The organism is Coprococcus sp. AM97-35 (assembly GCF_027697525.1).
Classification (GTDB): domain Bacteria; phylum Bacillota; class Clostridia; order Lachnospirales; family Lachnospiraceae; genus Allocoprococcus; species Allocoprococcus comes.
This window is the reverse complement of the sequence record NZ_JAQESL010000002.1, coordinates 158,130-176,638: the sequence shown is the minus strand read 5'-3', so window position 1 is coordinate 176,638 and position 18,509 is coordinate 158,130. Positions and strand designations below refer to the sequence as shown.

Annotated in this window: 13 protein-coding genes; 1 reads left to right on the top strand and 12 read right to left on the bottom strand. The window is 44.2% G+C overall.

Going from position 1 to position 18,509, the window contains the following annotated elements; all coding sequences use genetic code 11:
- Positions 1-97: 97 nt before the first annotated feature.
- Entirely contained in the window at positions 98-3,856 is a 3,759-nt protein-coding gene (locus PG840_RS02575; protein WP_270205278.1) for a phosphoribosylformylglycinamidine synthase, read from the bottom strand.
- A gap of 150 nt (positions 3,857-4,006) precedes the next feature.
- Positions 4,007-4,711, bottom strand: coding sequence for a TIGR01906 family membrane protein (locus PG840_RS02570; RefSeq protein WP_270205196.1), 705 nt, complete (start codon positions 4,709-4,711; stop codon positions 4,007-4,009).
- 128 nt (positions 4,712-4,839) lie between these two features.
- Here PG840_RS02570 and PG840_RS02565 point away from each other — a divergent pair, with 128 nt between their 5' ends.
- Entirely contained in the window at positions 4,840-5,718 is an 879-nt protein-coding gene (locus PG840_RS02565) for a LysR family transcriptional regulator (RefSeq protein ID WP_008374739.1), read from the top strand.
- A gap of 8 nt (positions 5,719-5,726) precedes the next feature.
- On the opposite strand, the gene PG840_RS02560 is transcribed toward PG840_RS02565, so the two are convergent.
- The 10 genes from PG840_RS02560 to hrcA all read right to left on the bottom strand — a co-directional run bounded on the left by PG840_RS02560 (position 5,727) and on the right by hrcA (position 18,219).
- Entirely contained in the window at positions 5,727-8,099 is a 2,373-nt protein-coding gene (locus PG840_RS02560; RefSeq protein ID WP_270205195.1) for an ATP-dependent DNA helicase, read from the bottom strand.
- 156 nt (positions 8,100-8,255) lie between these two features.
- On the bottom strand, positions 8,256-9,092 hold the full coding sequence (locus PG840_RS02555) for an Mrp/NBP35 family ATP-binding protein (RefSeq protein ID WP_117823958.1): 837 nt from the start codon (positions 9,090-9,092) through the stop codon (positions 8,256-8,258).
- A gap of 35 nt (positions 9,093-9,127) precedes the next feature.
- Complete coding sequence (locus PG840_RS02550) at positions 9,128-9,505, bottom strand: RidA family protein (protein WP_117556305.1); 378 nt, start codon at positions 9,503-9,505, stop codon at positions 9,128-9,130.
- A gap of 84 nt (positions 9,506-9,589) precedes the next feature.
- Entirely contained in the window at positions 9,590-10,954 is a 1,365-nt protein-coding gene (locus PG840_RS02545; protein WP_117556428.1) for an MATE family efflux transporter, read from the bottom strand.
- Position 10,955: 1 nt separating this feature from the next.
- Complete coding sequence (locus PG840_RS02540) at positions 10,956-12,140, bottom strand: iron-containing alcohol dehydrogenase (protein WP_270205194.1); 1,185 nt, start codon at positions 12,138-12,140, stop codon at positions 10,956-10,958.
- Between the two features lie 74 nt (positions 12,141-12,214).
- The gene (locus tag PG840_RS02535; protein ID WP_070097332.1) at positions 12,215-12,763 is read right to left on the bottom strand and encodes a DUF6465 family protein; all 549 of its coding nucleotides are present in this window, start codon (positions 12,761-12,763) and stop codon (positions 12,215-12,217) included.
- A gap of 350 nt (positions 12,764-13,113) precedes the next feature.
- Positions 13,114-14,301, bottom strand: a complete 1,188-nt coding sequence (gene dnaJ, locus PG840_RS02530; RefSeq protein ID WP_008374725.1) for a molecular chaperone DnaJ — start codon at positions 14,299-14,301, stop codon at positions 13,114-13,116.
- A gap of 218 nt (positions 14,302-14,519) precedes the next feature.
- Positions 14,520-16,394 carry a molecular chaperone DnaK gene (gene dnaK / locus PG840_RS02525; RefSeq protein WP_008374721.1) on the bottom strand — a complete coding sequence of 625 codons (1,875 nt, stop codon included), beginning with the start codon at positions 16,392-16,394 and terminating at the stop codon, positions 14,520-14,522.
- Between the two features lie 88 nt (positions 16,395-16,482).
- Positions 16,483-17,121, bottom strand: a complete 639-nt coding sequence (gene grpE, locus PG840_RS02520) for a nucleotide exchange factor GrpE (protein ID WP_195510150.1) — start codon at positions 17,119-17,121, stop codon at positions 16,483-16,485.
- A gap of 36 nt (positions 17,122-17,157) precedes the next feature.
- On the bottom strand, positions 17,158-18,219 hold the full coding sequence (gene hrcA, locus PG840_RS02515; protein ID WP_008374717.1) for a heat-inducible transcriptional repressor HrcA: 1,062 nt from the start codon (positions 18,217-18,219) through the stop codon (positions 17,158-17,160).
- Between the last annotated feature and the right edge of the window lie 290 nt (positions 18,220-18,509).

The following is an 18,509-nucleotide window of genomic DNA, read 5'->3' as shown; positions in this document are numbered from 1 at the left end:
ATTTTTTTTCTTGATACTTCTTCTCTTTTTTGCAAGTTCGTGTCGACAATCTTGCATTTTTGTCTCATTCGAAGCATTTTATTCCAGATTTCCCGTCTTATTTGAAATATTTCACACCGGATTCAAAGATCTTCATATCCTGCTCACCATAAATATTGATTGCCACGGAATCTGCACGACGTTCTGAATGTGCCATCTTACCAAGCACACGGCCATCCGGACTTGTAATACCTTCAATTGCGCGATAAGAGCCATTGACGTTCCATTCTTCGTCCATAGATACATTTCCGTCAAGGTCACAGTACTGTGTTGCAACCTGTCCGTTTGCAAAGAGCTTGTCAAGCCATTCTTCACTTGCAACAAAACGTCCCTCTCCGTGGGATGCCGGATTGGTATAAACTCCGCCAAGCTCTGCCCCCTGCAACCATGGTGACTTGTTGGTAACAACTTTCGTGTAAACCATCTTGGAAATATGGCGTCCGATGGTATTGTAGGTCAGTGTCGGAGAATCCGGTGTCTGTCCCACAACTTCTCCGTAAGGAACCAGACCAAGTTTAACCAGTGTCTGGAATCCGTTACAAATACCAAGTACAAGACCATCTCTTTCGTTCAGAAGTTTTTCTACTGCTTCTTTGAGTTTTGCATTCTGGAATGCAGTTGCAAAGAATTTTGCTGAACCATCTGGTTCGTCACCAGCTGAGAATCCGCCCGGGAACATGATGATCTGGGATTTTGCAATTTCTTTTTCAAATGTATTCACAGAATCTACGATATCTGCTGCATCCATGTTACGGAATACTTTTGTGATGACCTTTGCGCCTGCTCTTTCAAATGCTTTTGCACTGTCATACTCGCAGTTTGTTCCCGGGAATACCGGGATAAATACAGTCGGCTGTGCAATCTTGTGTCCGCAGATTACAATGTCTTTTGTATCATACAGCGGAGATTCTACCTTTTCGTCAGAAGCTTCGTCAGATACCGTACGGAATACCTGTTCCAGAGTTCCTGTCCATGCATCTTCTGCTTCTTTCAGTGTGATTTCTGTATCTCCAAATGCGAATTTCGCATCATCTGTCACTTCACCGATCACAGTGTAAGAAATGGAGAGTTCTCCAACCTTGTCTGCCGGAACTTCTGCTACGATGTCACCGAATGCAGGTGCAAAAAGTTCTCTTGCATCCATGCTGTGTTCGATCTTCACACCCATTCCGTTACCGAATGCCATCTTACTGACAGCTGCGATCACTCCATGGCGGTCAAGTGCGTAAGCCGATACAATCTTTCCGTTGTGGATATCATCAGCGAACTTACCGTACTGATCCATTACCTGTTCATATACCGGAAGCTCATATTCATCTTTTTCAATCTTCATCCATACAAGTTTATTACCTGCTTTTTTCAGTTCCGGAGTAATGATATCTCCTTCTTTGGCAATGTCAACTGCAAAGGATACCAGTGTCGGCGGTACATCGATATGTTCAAATGTTCCGGACATGCTGTCCTTTCCTCCGATTGACGGAAGTCCGTAAGCAATCTGTGCCTTATATGCACCAAGCAGTGCTGCAAATGGCTGACTCCATCTTTCCGGATCCTCTGTCATTCTGCGGAAATATTCCTGGAATGTAAAACGGATCTTGCTGTAATCTCCACCACAAGCCACGATCTTAGCCATAGACTCTGTGACAGCATAGACAGCTCCGTGATACGGACTCCAGCTTGACAGATACGGATCAAATCCATAACTCATCATCGTAACGGTATCGCATTTACCATGCATAACCGGAAGCTTTGCAACCATACTCTGCGTCTCTGTCATCTGGTATTTTCCACCGTGAGGCATGAAAACCGAGCCTGCTCCGATCGATCCGTCGAACATCTCAACCAGACCTTTCTGCGAGCATACATTCAGATCTTTCAGAGTATCCAGCCATTTTTCTTTTACATCGCCAACCTCAACCTGTTTCTTAAGGATGGTATCTTCTCTTGAAGGAATATCAACTTTAACCGTTGTCTCCTGGTGTGCACCGTTGGTGTTCAGGAAGGCACGGGAAATATTTACAATCTCTTTTCCTCTCCATGAAAGAACAAGTCTCGGATCTTCGGTAACAACTGCAACCTTTACCGCCTCCAGATTCTCTTCTTTTGCATAGCCAAGGAATTCATCTACATCCTTCGGATCTACCACAACAGCCATACGCTCCTGGGATTCAGAAATTGCAATCTCTGTTCCGTCAAGACCTGCATATTTTTTCGGTACTTTGTCCAGATTGATCTGAAGACCATCTGCAAGTTCTCCGATTGCAACAGATACTCCGCCTGCTCCGAAGTCATTACACTTCTTGATCAGCTTGCTGACTTCTTCTCTGCGGAACATTCTCTGGATTTTACGTTCGGTCGGCGCATTACCCTTCTGAACCTCAGCTCCACATGTCTCGATGGATTCTTCGGTATGAACTTTGGAAGAACCGGTTGCTCCACCACAGCCATCACGTCCGGTACGTCCGCCAAGAAGAATGATGATATCTCCCGGATCCGAATTTTCACGGATAACTGCACGTCTCGGAGCAGCACCCATAACCGCACCGATCTCCATTCTCTTTGCCACATAATCCGGATGATAGATCTCTTTTACCAGTCCGGTTGCAAGTCCGATCTGATTACCATATGAGCTGTATCCATGTGCTGCACTACGCACCAGTTTCTTCTGCGGCAGTTTTCCTTTCATCGTCTCTTTTACAGATACGGTCGGATCTGCTGCACCTGTTACACGCATTGCCTGGTATACATAAGTACGTCCTGACAGCGGGTCACGGATTGCTCCACCAAGGCAGGTAGCTGCACCACCAAATGGTTCGATCTCGGTCGGATGGTTGTGCGTCTCGTTCTTGAAGTTGACAAGCCACTCTTCTTCCACACCATCTACTTCAACCGGGACAACGATACTGCAGGCATTGATCTCATCGGATTCTTCCTGATCCTGAAGTTTGCCTTCTTTTTTCAGCTTCCGCATTGCCATCAACGCAAGATCCATCAGGCATACAAATTTGTCTTCGCGTCCTTTAAAGATCTCACTGTGTGTCTGAAGGTATTCTTTATAAGTATCTTCCATCGGCTTTCTGTAATCGCCATCACCGAAGGATACTTCTGTAAGTTCTGTTGAGAATGTAGTATGACGGCAGTGGTCAGACCAGTAAGTATCCAGAACACGGATCTCTGTCATAGATGGATCTCTGTGTTCCTCCCCTTTGAAATAATTCTGGATGTGCTGGAAATCCTTGAATGTCATAGCAAGTCCAAGCGAACTGTATAACTCTTTCAGTTCCTCTTCCGGCATATCTTTGAATCCGTCAAAAATCTTTACATCTGCAGGTTCCTCGAATTTCGTAACCAGTGTCTCCGGTTTTTCAAGCCCTGTCTCTCTGGAATCCACCGGATTGATGCAGTGTGCCTTGATAGCTTCCATCTCTTCTTCGCTGATCTCACCTTCGATCACATAAGTGGTCGCTGTCTTGATAACCGGCAGCTCATCCTCTTTGATAAACTGTACGCACTGAACAGCAGAATCTGCTCTCTGGTCAAACTGTCCAGGAAGAAATTCTACAGAAAAAATGTGGTCACTTTCTTCGCGCGGGAAGTCCTCTCTGTAAAGCACATCTACCGGTGGTTCTGCAAACACACCGTTGCATGCTCTTTCAAATGTTGCATCAGAAAGATTTTCCACATCATAGCGGATCAGTACACGTACATTCTTCACCGTCTTAATTCCAAGATAACTCTTCACCTCATGGCGAAGTTCTTTAGCCTGTACTGCAAATTCTGGTTTTTTCTCCACATATACACGTTTTACGCCCATAATTTCCTCCATTAGCTTTGGTAGTAATATTGAAACCGCATGCCTTGATCCGGCATAACGGCAGTTTCCTCGATTTTTATTTTACCACATCACCTTTTATAAGTACAATAAATATAACTAAATCTTTTTATAAGTATATCTTATTTATTACAATTACCGTGAACCGCATCTCTTATTTATCTTTTTCTGGACAATACTGCAGACAAAAGATACGATTAAAAACACAGCAAAAATACTTCCGATCCTCATCACCATATCATAGAAAAAGCCCTCCGGAAGCATCCGGATCATATAGTCTTCTGCCGGATCAAGGATCCATAGGTTATTACTGAAGAAAATATGATGAAAGATCACAAAATATTTGTTAAAGTCTCTTGAGAACAGAAATCCTGCTACCGCGGTAAGTGCCAGAAATACCGCCAGCACCCGCTGATACATCTGCGGGATCAGTCTCTTCCAGTCTGCTTTCATAAGCACAAGTGCCGCCATTGAAAAAAGCAGTACGATGATCGCTCCCCTCCGGATTGCAAGTCCGCCAAGAAAAAGCCCCTGCACATCTGCCATATGAAGCCGGTCCTTCTCATTGAAAAAATCCTGTATATTTCCTTCCACTTCCGTCTCAATACTCAGTTTCTTCTCGTTGCCCCGCAAATAAGACATCATGAATTTTGTCACCTTCATAATATCCGGCATCTCCATATAAAGTTCATCCGCCACCTTATATTTTTCATATTCTTTTTCATAAAAATTCCAGTCTCCGTATGCACCGATCTCAAAACTGCTGATCAGCAGGATCACGATCAGTGAAATACTCGGCAAAATCGCCAGGATTTTATGCAGCCATTTCTTTTTTGCCATCCTTTTTCTCCTTCTCTTTTTTGTCTATAGTTTAGCAACCCTGTCTTCATTTGTCAAAAATGGTTTTCTCTTGAAATTTCATTTTTTATCACTTATAATACTAATAGGTTTTATAAGGAGGACTAATAATGGATATCAACTATGAATTATATAAAGTATTTTATTATGTTGCAGACACGCTCAGCTTTTCTGAGGCTTCCAAGCAGCTCTTTATTTCACAGTCCGCTGTCAGCCAGTCCATTAAAGCACTGGAAAAGAAACTGGATCAGGTTCTTTTCATCCGAAGCACAAAAAAAGTTCAGCTCACCCCGGAAGGCGAGATCCTTCTGCGTCATATCGAACCGGCGATCAATCTGATCAAGCGCGGGGAATCCCAGATCATGGAAACAGCCTCTACCGGCGGTCAGATCCGCATCGGTGCCAGCGACACCATCTGCCGGTATTTTCTGGTCCCTTATCTGGAACGTTTCCACAAAGCTTTCCCTAACGCACATATAAAAGTGACCAATGCCACTTCGATCAAGTGTACGGAACTTCTGGAGAACGGTCAGGTAGATCTCATTGTCGCTAACTATCCGAACGTTTACCTTGGCAGTCTTGCCTCCTTCCGAAAGATCCGTGATTTTCACGATGTCTTTATCGCAAACCAGTCCTTTGCGGAACTGCAGGGGAAAAAGCTTTCCCTCAAAGAACTGCAGCGTTATCCGATCATCATGCTGGACAGAAAAAGTACAACCAGTGAATTTCTGCATTCTCTCTTCCAGCAGCATCAGTTGGATCTGGTTCCTGAAATCGAGCTGAGCAGCAACGATCTTCTGATCGATCTCGCACGGATCGGACTTGGCATCGCTTTTATTCCGGACTACTGTGTACCAAAGAATTCCGACCAACTCTTTGTCGTCCAGACCGAAGAACAACTTCCAAAGCGTCAGCTGGTTGCCGCGTGGAACGGACATGTTCCGGTTTCCCGCGCGACACAGGCATTTCTGGATTACTTTAATGCATAAAAAGTTTCTTAATTATCCGTCTGTTTTTCCCAGAACAGACGGATTTTTTCTTCCACAATGTCTAACCGGCATCTTTCACAGTCCGCCCATTCTTTCGGGAAAATCTCTTTCCCCTTCTCCCTCTGAAAACGCTCATCCAGAAGAAGTATCACTCCGCGGTCATCCTCTGTGCGGATCACCCTTCCTGCTGCCTGCAAAACCTTGTTCATCCCCGGATACCGGTAAGCATAGTCAAATCCGTAAAGTCCCTTCTGGTCAAAATAGCTTTTCAGGATTTCCCGCTCATTACACACTTGCGGCAACCCTGTTCCGATGATCAGTGTCCCGATCAGCTTCTCATTTGTCAGATCGATTCCTTCTGAGAAAATCCCGCCAAGAACTCCAAAACCGATCAGACTTTTCTCTCTTCCCATTTCAAATGCACGCAGGAAATTTTCCCGTTCTTCTTCATCCATGTGCTTCTGCTGAATAACCAGTTCCATCTCTTCTTCATCTGATGCAAGAAGCTGTGTAAATTCCTGATACACATCTTCCATAAACCGGTAAGACGGGAAAAAGATCAGATAATTCCCCATTTTTGCTTTCACTACCCGGAAAATGTATGTCGCATATCGTTGATACATTTCCCTGGAACGCATGGTGTAACGGGTACTCACATCCACACCATTCATAAGCAGTCTCTTCTTTGTATCAAACGAAGAATCAATGTAGACCGCATAGTTGTCTTTTTCCGTACTAAGAAGTCTTTTGTAATACTGGATTGGCAGAAGTGTTGCCGAAAAGAATACAGCACTGTTCCCCTTATCCAGACATTTCTGCAGATTTGCCGCCGGGTTAACACAAAACAACTTCAGAACAAATCTTCCATTCTCCTGATACTCCGTATAGACGACATAGTTCTCATCCAACCCATCATATATATTCAGGAAAGACCTCACTTGAAAATAAAAATCCAATACGGTTTCCCGGACTTCTTTATCCACACATTCCTCGAGATACCGGTCTGTCTCAGATAGTACATTCATAAGCTGGATTCCAAAATGCGAAATATTGTCCAGCACTTTATAGTTTTCACACTCTTTTTTCATTGCCAGAAGAATCTTATTGCATGCCTCCAGTCTTTTTGCAAACCGCGGTGCTTCTCCCTTTACCAGTTTCTTCACCGCAAGAAAGTCCTCCTTGCATAACTCTGCACTGTACATCTGCCGTCCACGTTCTACCAGATTGTGTGCCTCATCGATCAGAAACAAATATCCTCCAGCGCCACCTTCTGCAAAGAAACGTCTGAGCCGGGCATCCGGGTCAAACACATAATTATAATCGCAGATCACACCATCCACCCAGGTCGACACATCCAGTGCCATTTCAAATGGACAGACCTTATGCTTTCTTGCCTGCGCTTCCAACACTTCCCGGCTCATCACATCTTCCTGCATCAAAAGCTCATAGACCGCATCATTTACCCGATCAAAATGCCCTTTGGCATATGGGCAGTCATCCGGATTGCAGCTTGTCTCCTCACAGAAACAGATTTTTTCTTTCGCCGTTAAAGTGATCACTTTGAACTTCAGATTCTGTTCCCGCAAGGTTTCGAATGCCTGCTCCGCCACCGTCCGGGTGATTGTTTTTGCCGTCAGATAAAAAATCTTCTCGCCCAGTTCTTCTCCAACCGCTTTCACTGCCGGAAATACCGTTGAAATCGTCTTCCCCACTCCGGTTGGTGCCTGGATGAACAACTTTTTCTTCCGAAGAATCGTCCGGTAAACAGATACCGCAAGATCTCTCTGCCCTTTACGATATGGAAACGGAAATTCAATCCCTTTAACAGATGCATTTCTTGCCTTTCTCCATTCAATCTGGAACTTTGCCCATTTTTCATACTGTCGGATCACTTCATCGAACCAGACTTTCAGTTCATTACTCCGATAAGAATACTGAAACCTTTTCACCTCTTCCGTCTCCATCTGGCAATAGGTCATCTGTACCCCGATCTCATCCACCCCTTCCTGTTCTGCTACCATGCTGGCATAACATTTTGCCTGTGCCAGATGAATGCCTGCCGGCTCCTGCACCCGGTCAAGTTCCCGCAGAACACCCTTGATCTCATCTACCATGACCTGCTCTTTTGTATGAATCAGTCCGTCGGCACGTCCTTCTATTTTCAAAGTAAACCCATCACAGACAATCTCTGTCTTAAGAGGTACCTCCGCCTGATAATCCGATCCCATCTGTCTCTGGATCTTCCGGTGAATCCGGCTTCCCATCTGCATATTCTCCGGATCTTGTCCGCCTCCTGTTCGATTGTCAATATCCCCTTCTCTTAAAATAAACTCCACAAGGTTTCGCACCGAAATCCGGATCATCGGGAGATTCTCGTCCATGTTCTTTCTGCCTCCGCTTTTTGCTACCTGTTATCATACCATAAACACATGTTCCTTGCCAATTGTATCCGTCCTGTCATGATATGGCTTTTCACATTTTCCGTGCCTCTATAGCTAAAAAGCCCCGGCGATCATCACCTCGCCGGAGCTTTCTTCTTAATTGAACTTGTCAATGATGTTTTTAAGATACTGGTTGTCTGCCTCATAGAACTTCTCCTGTTCTACAATTTCGGCAAGTTTCGGATCAATCGGCATCTTTCCGAGTACTTCTACCCCAAGTTTTTCTGCAATCTCGTCAATGTGGCTTTCCCCAAATACAGATATTTTCTTTCCACAGTCCGGACATTCCAGATAACTGTAGTTTTCCACCAGTCCGAGAACCGGTATGTTCATCTTCTTTGCCATATTGTAAGCTTTCTCTACGATCATCTGTACCAGATCCTGTGGCGAAGTCACGATCACAACGCCGTCTACCGGAAGTGACTGGAATACCGTAAGAGGAACATCCCCTGTTCCCGGCGGCATATCAACAAATAAGAAATCCAGATCTCCCCACATTACATCAGTCCAGAACTGGGTTACTACTCCTGCGATCACCGGTCCTCTCCAGATGACAGGATCTGATTCGTGTTCCAGAAGCAGATTGACCGACATGATCTTCGTGCCGTCTTTTGCAACGCACGGGAACATTCCCGCCTCGCTTCCGACTGCACTTCCATGCACTCCATACATCTTCGGGATAGATGGTCCTGTGATATCCGCATCCAGAATACCAACTGAATATCCCTGCTGTACCATCATACGTGCAAGAGATGCTGTCACCATTGATTTGCCGACTCCACCTTTACCGCTGACTACTCCAATTACTTTTTTTACCTGTGAATACGGATTTGCCGGTGCTTTCAGATCTTTCTTCGCACTGCTGCATGAACCCGCATGCGCACAGGAAGAACACGATTCCGGCGAACATCCGCTGTTCTGCTCTTCTGCCATAACGCCATCCTCCTAATTTTCAGGATTTATAAATCCTATTCTTCTACTGCTGCTATCACTTCAATTTCGCAAAGAAGGTTCTTTGGAAGTGTCTTAACAGCAACACAGCTTCTGGCTGGTTTTGATGTGAAATATTTCGCATAAACTTCGTTAAATGCGGCAAAATCTCCCATATCAGCAAGGAAACAGGTTGTCTTTAATACTTTGTCAAAAGAAGTTCCTGCTTCTTCAAGGATTGCTCCGATGTTCTTACATACCTGGTCAGCCTGTCCTTCGATGGTATCAGCTTCTACAGTATCTGTAGCCGGATTGATCGCAATCTGTCCTGCTGAATAAAGGATTCCCCCATGTACATATCCCTGGGAATACGGTCCAAGTGCTTTTGGTGCTTTTTCTGTTGATACTAATTTCATGTTGCAAATCTCCTTTTCAAATATATTCTTTCTATATCATATCACATCTGCCTCAAAATTCCAAATTTATTTTCGCATACAATGTTATGCCAGCTCTGCTTTTTCTCTCGTCACATTCTGAATCCATTTATAGCTTCGGTAGCGCATGACTGTGATCGGTACTTTGATCACCTCATCACTCATCAGAAGGATATAAACAACCTGCACCGGCGCATGAAAGACAAAGGCAGCGATCATACCCAGCAGAATAGAGCATCCCCACATGGTAGACACATCCAGGATCAGACCAAACCTGGTATCTCCTCCTGCCCGGAATACACCCACCACAAGGGTCGTATTGATCGCCTGGCAGAGTGTAAAGTAAGACATAACAAAAAACATAAAATAAAGATACCCCTGCGCTTCCTGTGAGAGTGTCATCACATGATTTGCAATCGGAGCAGCTATCAGAATGATGCCGCCTCCTACCGCACCAGTAATAATACTCAGCCACAAAAATCTTTTTCCATACTCTTTTGCCAGATGAAACTCTTTTGCACCGATGGTCTTACCAAGATAAATGGCAGTCGCATTGGATACACCAAAGGCAACCACCGTTGCCAGCTGTCTTGCAACCTGAGCAACAGAATTTGCTGCCACCGCAGCACTTCCCAGATGACCGATCACTGCTGTATTCGCTGTAGAACCAAGTCCCCACATCATTTCATTCAAGATCACCGGACTCGCATAAATCAGAAAGTCTTTTAGAAGCACCTTGTCGATCTTACGCATATAGACCGGGTGAAATCTAACGTCATGGTTTTTTACTTTTGCATACCAGATTACAATGATAAGTTCTACGATCCTTGCTGTCAGAGTTCCGATTGCCGCACCCATAATTCCCATCTTCGGTAAACCAAATAAGCCAAAAATAAGAAGCGCATTTACCAGGACATTACAAACTAGTGACGCGCTGTAAACAACCGTTGCGATCACAACCTGCTCGATACTCCGCATAATGTAAAGATAGACCTGCGTTGCCGCCATCAGAACATAGGAAAGCGCCACGATCCGCAAATATTTCACACCTTCTGCGATCACGGCCGGGTCACTGGTATAGATATGAAGCAGCACTTCCGGAATGATTTCCGCAACAATGGTAAAAAGAGCTGCACAGCTGACACCGATGGTCATTCCCATTCCAAGGATTTTTTCAATCGTCTGTGTATCTTTCTTTCCCCAGTACTGTGCAGTCAAAACCGTTGCACCTGATGTTGTACCAAAAAGGATCAGTGTCATGACAAACTGTATCTGCCCTGCAAGGGATGCACCTGAAAGAACTTTTTCGCTGACTCTTCCAAGCATCAGCACGTCTGCCGCCGTCACACCCACATTGATCAGATTCTGAAGTGCCATTGGGATTACAAGTGCGAACACTTGTCTGTAAAATTTTCTCTTATTTATTTCCATCTTATTTTTCTGCCGCTTTCCGGAAAATCTGGTATACATCTTCGGCAGTAAGTTCTTTGATTTTTGAAAGTTTTACAGTATCATTTAATGTCGCCGCCATTGCAAGTTCCCGCAGATCTTCCTCTGATACTTCTCCGATCTCCAGTTCCTTTAAATTTGTCGGCATATGAATCTCACGGAAATATTCTACCGTCCGGCGAATTCCCTCTTTTGCGGCTTTCGCCACATCTTCTTCCTCTACGCCCCATACTTTTTTTGCGTAATGCGCAAATCTTTCTTCATCGTTTTTATAGACATATTCTGCCCAGGATCCCCAGACAGCTGAAAGGGTTGCACCATGCGCCTTATCATATTTTGCACCAAGTGCATGTCCGAGCTTATGTACAGAAAAATCTTTTGCTCTTCCGAGACCTGTCAGACCATTATGGGAAAGGCTTCCTGCCCACATGATTTCACTCATGGCATCGTAGTCTGTCGGATTCTCCAGACCTTTCTTTCCATTTTCAATCACAACCCGCAGAACTCCCTCTGCAATTTCATCTGTTATCTGATTTCTCGTATTTGGAATAAAATATCGCTCTAGTGTATGCATCATGATATCCACGATTCCGCACGCAATCTGATATTTTGGAAGCGTATAGGTAAGAACCGGATTCATAATCGCAAACTTCGGGCGGTTCAGGCTAGTGCTGATTCCTCCCTTTTTCCCTGTTTCTTCGTTTGTCAGAACTGCGGAATCGCTTGTTTCACTTCCTGCTGCCGCAATCGTAAGTACGCATCCTACCGGTGTCGATCTGGTAAGTATGATTTCACCTCCCCAGATTTCCTCCAGAGACCAGTCCGGGTTTGCCACACCATGGGCGATTGCCTTTGCTGTATCAATAGAACTTCCACCGCCTACTGCAAGAAGAAAATCCGCACCGAACTCAATTGCTTTCTCAACGCCTTCCTGTGCATATGCCATCCGGGGATTTGGCTTTACTCCGCCAAATTCCTCATAAGCAAGTCCTTCTTTTTCCAGTGCTTCTTCTACCTGCGCAAGAAGTCCGCTTTTCTTTACACTTCCACCGCCATATACGATAAACACACGGCTTCCGCCCCATTTCTTAACTTCTTTCCCAACTTCTGCCTGTGTGTTTTCTCCAAACAGGATTTCTGTCGGGGTATACTGTATAAACTTTTGCATTTTACCTCTCTCCTTAAAAAAATCCGAACCGTTCAATAAAGATTGCGGTTCGGACTAAATCTTTCAGTCTTATCTTATAACCATACTTTTCCGGTATGTTCGCCATTGATTACATAGTATACTGCATAATCTTCCGGTTTTACATAAAGCTCAATACTCTTGATCTCGGAAATTTTATGTTTCTGTTTTGTCCAGTCTTTTTTTACTGAAGCAATCATATCTTTTGTGTTTACTTCTTTTTCACCATACTGAAGAACAACTTCTGTTTTGATTTCTTTCTTTGCCGCAGATTTTTTTGCTGTTGTTTTTGGTGCTGCTTTCTTTACTTCTTTTGTAACTTTCTCTGCAGTTTTCTTCACTTCTTTTGCAGCTTTTTCAGCTGTTTCTTCTACTGTTTTTTTCACTTCTCCTGCAGCTTTTTTTACCTCCTGCGCTTTCTTTTCAACAGTAGCCTTTACTTCTTTCGGCTGTGCTTCTTTTTTAGCAGTTTCTTTTACTTCTTCTACTTTTTCGCTGACTTTATCTTCTGCTGCTTTAACTGCTGTTTTTACTTCTTCTTTAGTTTCTGCCGCTGCCTTTACCTCTGCTGCCTTTGTTTCTTTTATCTGTTTTTTCAGTGCCATATTGGTTTGCCCTCCTTAACCGTTAAGCCTTACTATTTTAAATCCGCAAAACTGACAATACGCTGTGTTATCATTTGCTCTTTGACATTATAGCATACTAAATGAAAAAAGTCACATTTTTTCATTTAATTTTACTTGCCTCCGTGTTATACTATAAAAAGACGAGAAAAGGAGGTACGTGTTATGGGTATTTTAGTAGCACTAATCGGTGTAGCAATCATCGCCGCTGTCGTTGTTGCTTCTTTCACTGCCGTTCTCGGAGGTGTCATCGGAGGAGAACTGGAAGACGAAGAAGAATAAAAAAGGTGGCTGTGAAAAATTCAATCGAGTTTTTCACAGCCACCTTTTTATTATTCTTCAAATGTTTCTTTTAACTTATCCATGAACCCTTTTTTCTTAGCTTTACCCTTCGATTCAGAAGCCGGCTCTTCCTGGTTCAGTGTATTTCCTGTCAACTGATCAAAATGTCTAAGCACTTCTTTGGCTTCCGGACTTAATTTTTCCGGAGTCTGAATAACCAGCGTCACATAATGATCACCTCTGACCTGAGGATTTCTCAAAGAAGGTACCCCTTTTCCTTTCAGTCGTACTTTTGTATCAGTCTTAGTTCCCGGTTTTACGGTATAGATCACATCACCATCAACCGTCTTGATTCGCACATCACCACCAAGTGCTGCCTGCGCAAACGAAATTGGTGCAGTTGAGAAAATATGAACATCCTGTCTCTGGAAGATTGGATGTCTGGAAACCGTAACTTCTACCAGAAGGTCTCCCCTCGGTCCGCCATTCACACCCGGTTCACCTTTTTCACGGATTCTTACGCTCTGACCATTGTCAATACCTGCCGGGATTGTGACTTTGATCTTCTTGCGGCTTGAAGTATAGCCTGTTCCACCACAGTCCGGACATTTCTCACGAATGATCTTACCCGTTCCATGACAGTCCGGACAGGTCTGCACATTCTGCACCGTTCCGAAGAACGACTGTGATGTATAAACAACCTGACCTTTTCCACCACATTTTGAACAGGTCTCCGGACTTGTTCCCGGTTTTGCTCCTGTTCCGTTACACTTTGTACATGGATCTTTCAGAACGATATCCAGTTCCTTCTCGCATCCAAAAATTGCTTCCTCAAATGTAATCCGGACACCTTTACGGATATTGGCGCCTTTCATCGGACCATTGTTCGCACGTCCGCCTCTTCTGCCACCGCCAAACAGATCACCGAAGATATCACCAAAAATATCACCAAAGTCTGCCCCGTTAAAATCAAAACCGCCATATCCACCGGCTCCGCCTGCACCGCCTTCAAACGCTGCATGACCAAACTGATCGTACTGACGCCGTTTGTCTGCATCACTCAGAACAGCATAGGCTTCAGAAGCCTCCTTGAACTTCTTTTCGGCTTCTGCATCTCCTGGATTCATATCCGGGTGATATTTTTTCGCCAAAGCTCTGTATGCTTTTTTCAGAGTCGCATCATCCGCATCTCGTGATACGCCCAGGATCTCATAATAATCCCTTTTTGCCTCTGCCATAATCCTACCTCACTTAGATATTTCTCAAAGTATTTTAATACAGAATGTACCCTGGCACATTCTCATGCCCGCGCCGGCTCTCTGCAACATCTTCTTTGCACATGCAGTTCACCTAACCGGAGGCTTTTTATGTCATAAAAAACTATTTTTATTTATGATACATGAAATCTGCAAGACGGTATAATGCCGCCTTGCAGTTTCTCATCTTATCTTACGGATTAAACTTCTTTGTAATCTCCGTCAACTACGTCATCTCCGTTAAATCCTTCTGGAGCCGGTCCTGCTTCTGGTGCAGGTCCAGCCTGTGGTCCTGCCTGACCAGCCTGTGCGCCTGCCTGTTCGTAAACCTTTGTGAACAGTTTCTGAGCGCTTTCCATCAGTTTTTCTTTTCCTGCTTTGATTTCTGCAACCTGAGCATCTGTAAGTTCTTCTGTATTCGCTTTCGCAAGCAGATCTTTCAGAGCCTGTACGTCAGCTTCTACTGCTGCTTTGTCTGCTGCATCGATCTTATCTCCAACTTCGCCAAGTGCTTTTTCTGTCTGGAATACCATAGCGTCGGCATCGTTCTTAGCATCGATTGCTTCTTTACGTTTCTTATCCTGAGCTTCAAATTCAGCAGCTTCTTTTACAGCTTTGTCGATATCTGCATCAGACATATTAGATCCTGCTGTAATTGTGATGTGCTGTTCTTTTCCTGTTCCCAGATCTTTTGCAGATACATTTACGATACCGTTTGCATCAATATCGAATGTAACTTCGATCTGTGGGATTCCACGTGGAGCCGGCGGAATTCCATCCAGTCTGAACTGTCCGAGGGACTTGTTATCTCTTGCAAACTGTCTTTCACCCTGTACAACATTGATATCAACGGCTGTCTGGTTATCAGCTGCTGTAGAGAAGATCTGGCTCTTCTTTGTCGGGATTGTTGTGTTTCTCTCGATCAGTCTTGTAGCTACACCACCCATTGTTTCGATAGAAAGTGAAAGTGGAGTTACATCAAGAAGAAGGATGTCGCCTGCACCTGCATCTCCTGCAAGCTTACCACCCTGGATAGAAGCACCAAGTGCTACACATTCATCCGGGTTAAGAGATTTGCTTGGTTCTTTTCCTGTCAGACGTTTTACTTCTTCCTGAACTGCCGGGATACGTGTAGATCCACCAACAAGAAGTACCTGACCTAAGTCTGCTGCTGTAAGTCCTGCATCAGAAAGTGCACGTCTTACCGGTTCCTGTGTCTTTTCTACAAGGTCACGTGTCAGTTCATCGAATTTAGCTCTTGTAAGAGTCATATCAAAATGCTTCGGTCCTTCAGCTGTTGCTGTGATGAACGGAAGGTTGATGTTTGTTGTTGTTGCAGAAGAAAGTTCTTTCTTTGCTTTTTCAGCTGCTTCTTTCAGTCTCTGAAGTGCCATTCTGTCTGTTGACAGGTCTACGCCTTCTTTTGCCTTGAAATCTGCAAGCATATAATCTGTGATCTTCTGGTCGAAGTCATCTCCACCAAGTCTGTTGTTACCAGCTGTAGAAAGAACTTCGATAACGCCGTCACCGATCTCGATAACAGATACATCAAATGTACCACCACCAAGGTCGTATACCATGATCTTCTGTTCTTTTTCATTGTCAAGTCCATATGCAAGAGCTGCTGCTGTAGGCTCGTTGATGATACGTTTTACATCAAGACCTGCAATCTTACCTGCATCTTTTGTAGCCTGACGCTGAGCATCGTTGAAGTAAGCCGGAACAGTGATAACTGCTTCCGTAACTTTTTCTCCAAGATATCCTTCTGCATCTGCTTTCAATTTCTGGAGGATCATAGCTGAAATTTCCTGTGGAGAATATTTCTTTCCATCGATGTCTACTTTATGATCTGTACCCATCTCACGCTTGATAGATGAGATTGTCTTTTCTGCATTTGTTACTGCCTGACGTTTTGCAGGTTCACCTACAAGACGTTCTCCTGTCTTTGTAAATGCTACTACAGATGGTGTAGTTCTTGCTCCTTCTGTATTTGCGATTACGACCGGCTGTCCACCTTCCATAACCGCTACACAACTGTTTGTTGTACCTAAGTCAATACCAATGATTTTGCCCATTATGAAGACCTCCTGTTAATATAATAAAAATTGTATTTTGCTTTGTTATTTATATAAAGTGTATCGTAAATGCGGTACACGGTATATCTTAGTTTGCTACCTTTACCATGCTGTGTCTTACGACTGAGTCACGGTACATATATCCTTTCTGGAATTCCTCAGCTACTACATTTTCACCAAGTTCTTCATCCTCCACATGCATCACTGCATTGTGGAAATTCGGATCGAATTCCTGACCAACTGCTTCGATCGGTTTTACTCCGATTCCTTCCAGTGTGCTCATCATTTGTTTATAGATCTTATCCATTCCATCTACGAACGGATCATCTTTCTTTTCTTCCGGTACGGACTGAAGTCCGCGTTCAAAGTTGTCTACAATCGGAAGAATTTTTTCTACAACATCTTTGGCTCCGATCTCATACATCGCTGACTTTTCTTTTTCAGTACGCTTTCTGTAATTATCGAACTCAGCCATGTGTCTCGTAAGTTTGTCTGTCAGATCTGCGATCTGCTCATCCTTTTTATCTTTTTTATTCTTCTTTTCAAACAGCTTCTTTTTCTTTGGTTCTTCAGCATCTTCGGAATTCGTCTCTTTACCAACAGCTTCTTCCTCTGTTGCTTCGGTTTCTTCCGGTTCCTGCCCTTTTGCCTCCTGCTCTTTGGCTTCTGCCTCCGCAGCTTTCTTTGCTTCTTCCACTGCTTCTTTTACCATTTCTTCATTACTCATCTTTTTATCCAATGGTTCTTCCACCTTTCTTACTTCTTATTCGAGCTTTTTCGGCTCATCCCTGTGGAATATGTCATCCAGCTCTGCCATCAGTGTCTTAAGCGTCTTCATGACATGTTCATAATCCATTCGCTTCGGTCCGATGATTCCGATGGTTCCCTGCATGCCCTCGCCCAACTCATATGTTGCTGTGACTACGCTGCAGTCTTTCATGTTCTCCACATTCGATTCATCTCCGATGTATACCTGGATGTCTCTGTCTTCACCGCCGTTTGCCATTGACTTTGTTACCAGAGCGGCAAGCTGCTGCTTTTCTTCAAAAGCACTGATGATCTCCTGTGCGCTCTGCTTATCACTAAGCTCCGGATACTTGAAAATATTCGTCGCGCCACTGGTGTAAATCTCCATGTCGTCATCCAGCTGGATCACATTCGCTACTGCATCCAGGACACTGCTCATCACACCACTGTGGATCCCTGCCTGTTCTTTCAGTCTTGCGATCACTCCCAGATTGATCTGCTCTAGCGAAGTTCCGTTCAGCGAAGTATTCAGAAGCATATTCAGCTTCAATAGTGCTTCATTGCTGAGCGGCTCATCCAGTGTCACGATCTGGTTCTTTACAATGTTGCCTTCCATCACGATCACAACGATCAGCTGATGGTCATCAACCTGTGAAAGCTGGATAAATTTTAATTTGTTCCCGTTGTAAGTCGGAGTCGAAATCATCGTCGCATAATTCGTGTTGTTCGCAAGAACCTTTGCAACCTGCTTCAGAAGTTCTTCCATCTTGTCAGCCTTCTCAAGCATCTGACCTTTGATTTCGGTAATCTCCTGTTCTTTCTGGCTCATCAGCATATCCACATACCATCTGTAACCTTTATCCGACGGAATCCTTCCTGCTGATGTGTGAGGCTGCATGATATAACCAAGCTCTTCGAGATCTGCCATCTCATTCCGGATCGTTGCCGAACTTAAATTCAGATCCGTATACTTGGAAATCGTTCTGGATCCCACAGGCTCTCCGGTCTCAAGATAGTTCTTAATGATTGCATGTAAGATCTTCGTCTTCCGCTCACTAAGTTCCTGTATGGCTTCCATATGCTACCTCCTTTTTGTTATTAGCACTCGTTATGTATGAGTGCTAATATTTTCTACGCTTATAAATGTACCACTTACTATTCACTTTGTCAACAGGGTTTATGATTTTTTTATTTTTAGTCCGGTTCCACCCGGATATGCTGTCGGATTCCAATTCAATCGGCAAACCATTCCGTTTGAATCGGAATCCCTTCTTTTCTGCCTGAACCGCCTGCTCCCTTCCTCCCAAACTCCCCACCCGACCGTCAAACCAAAAAATACACACCCCAGCCTCCCGGTCTGATGGTGTG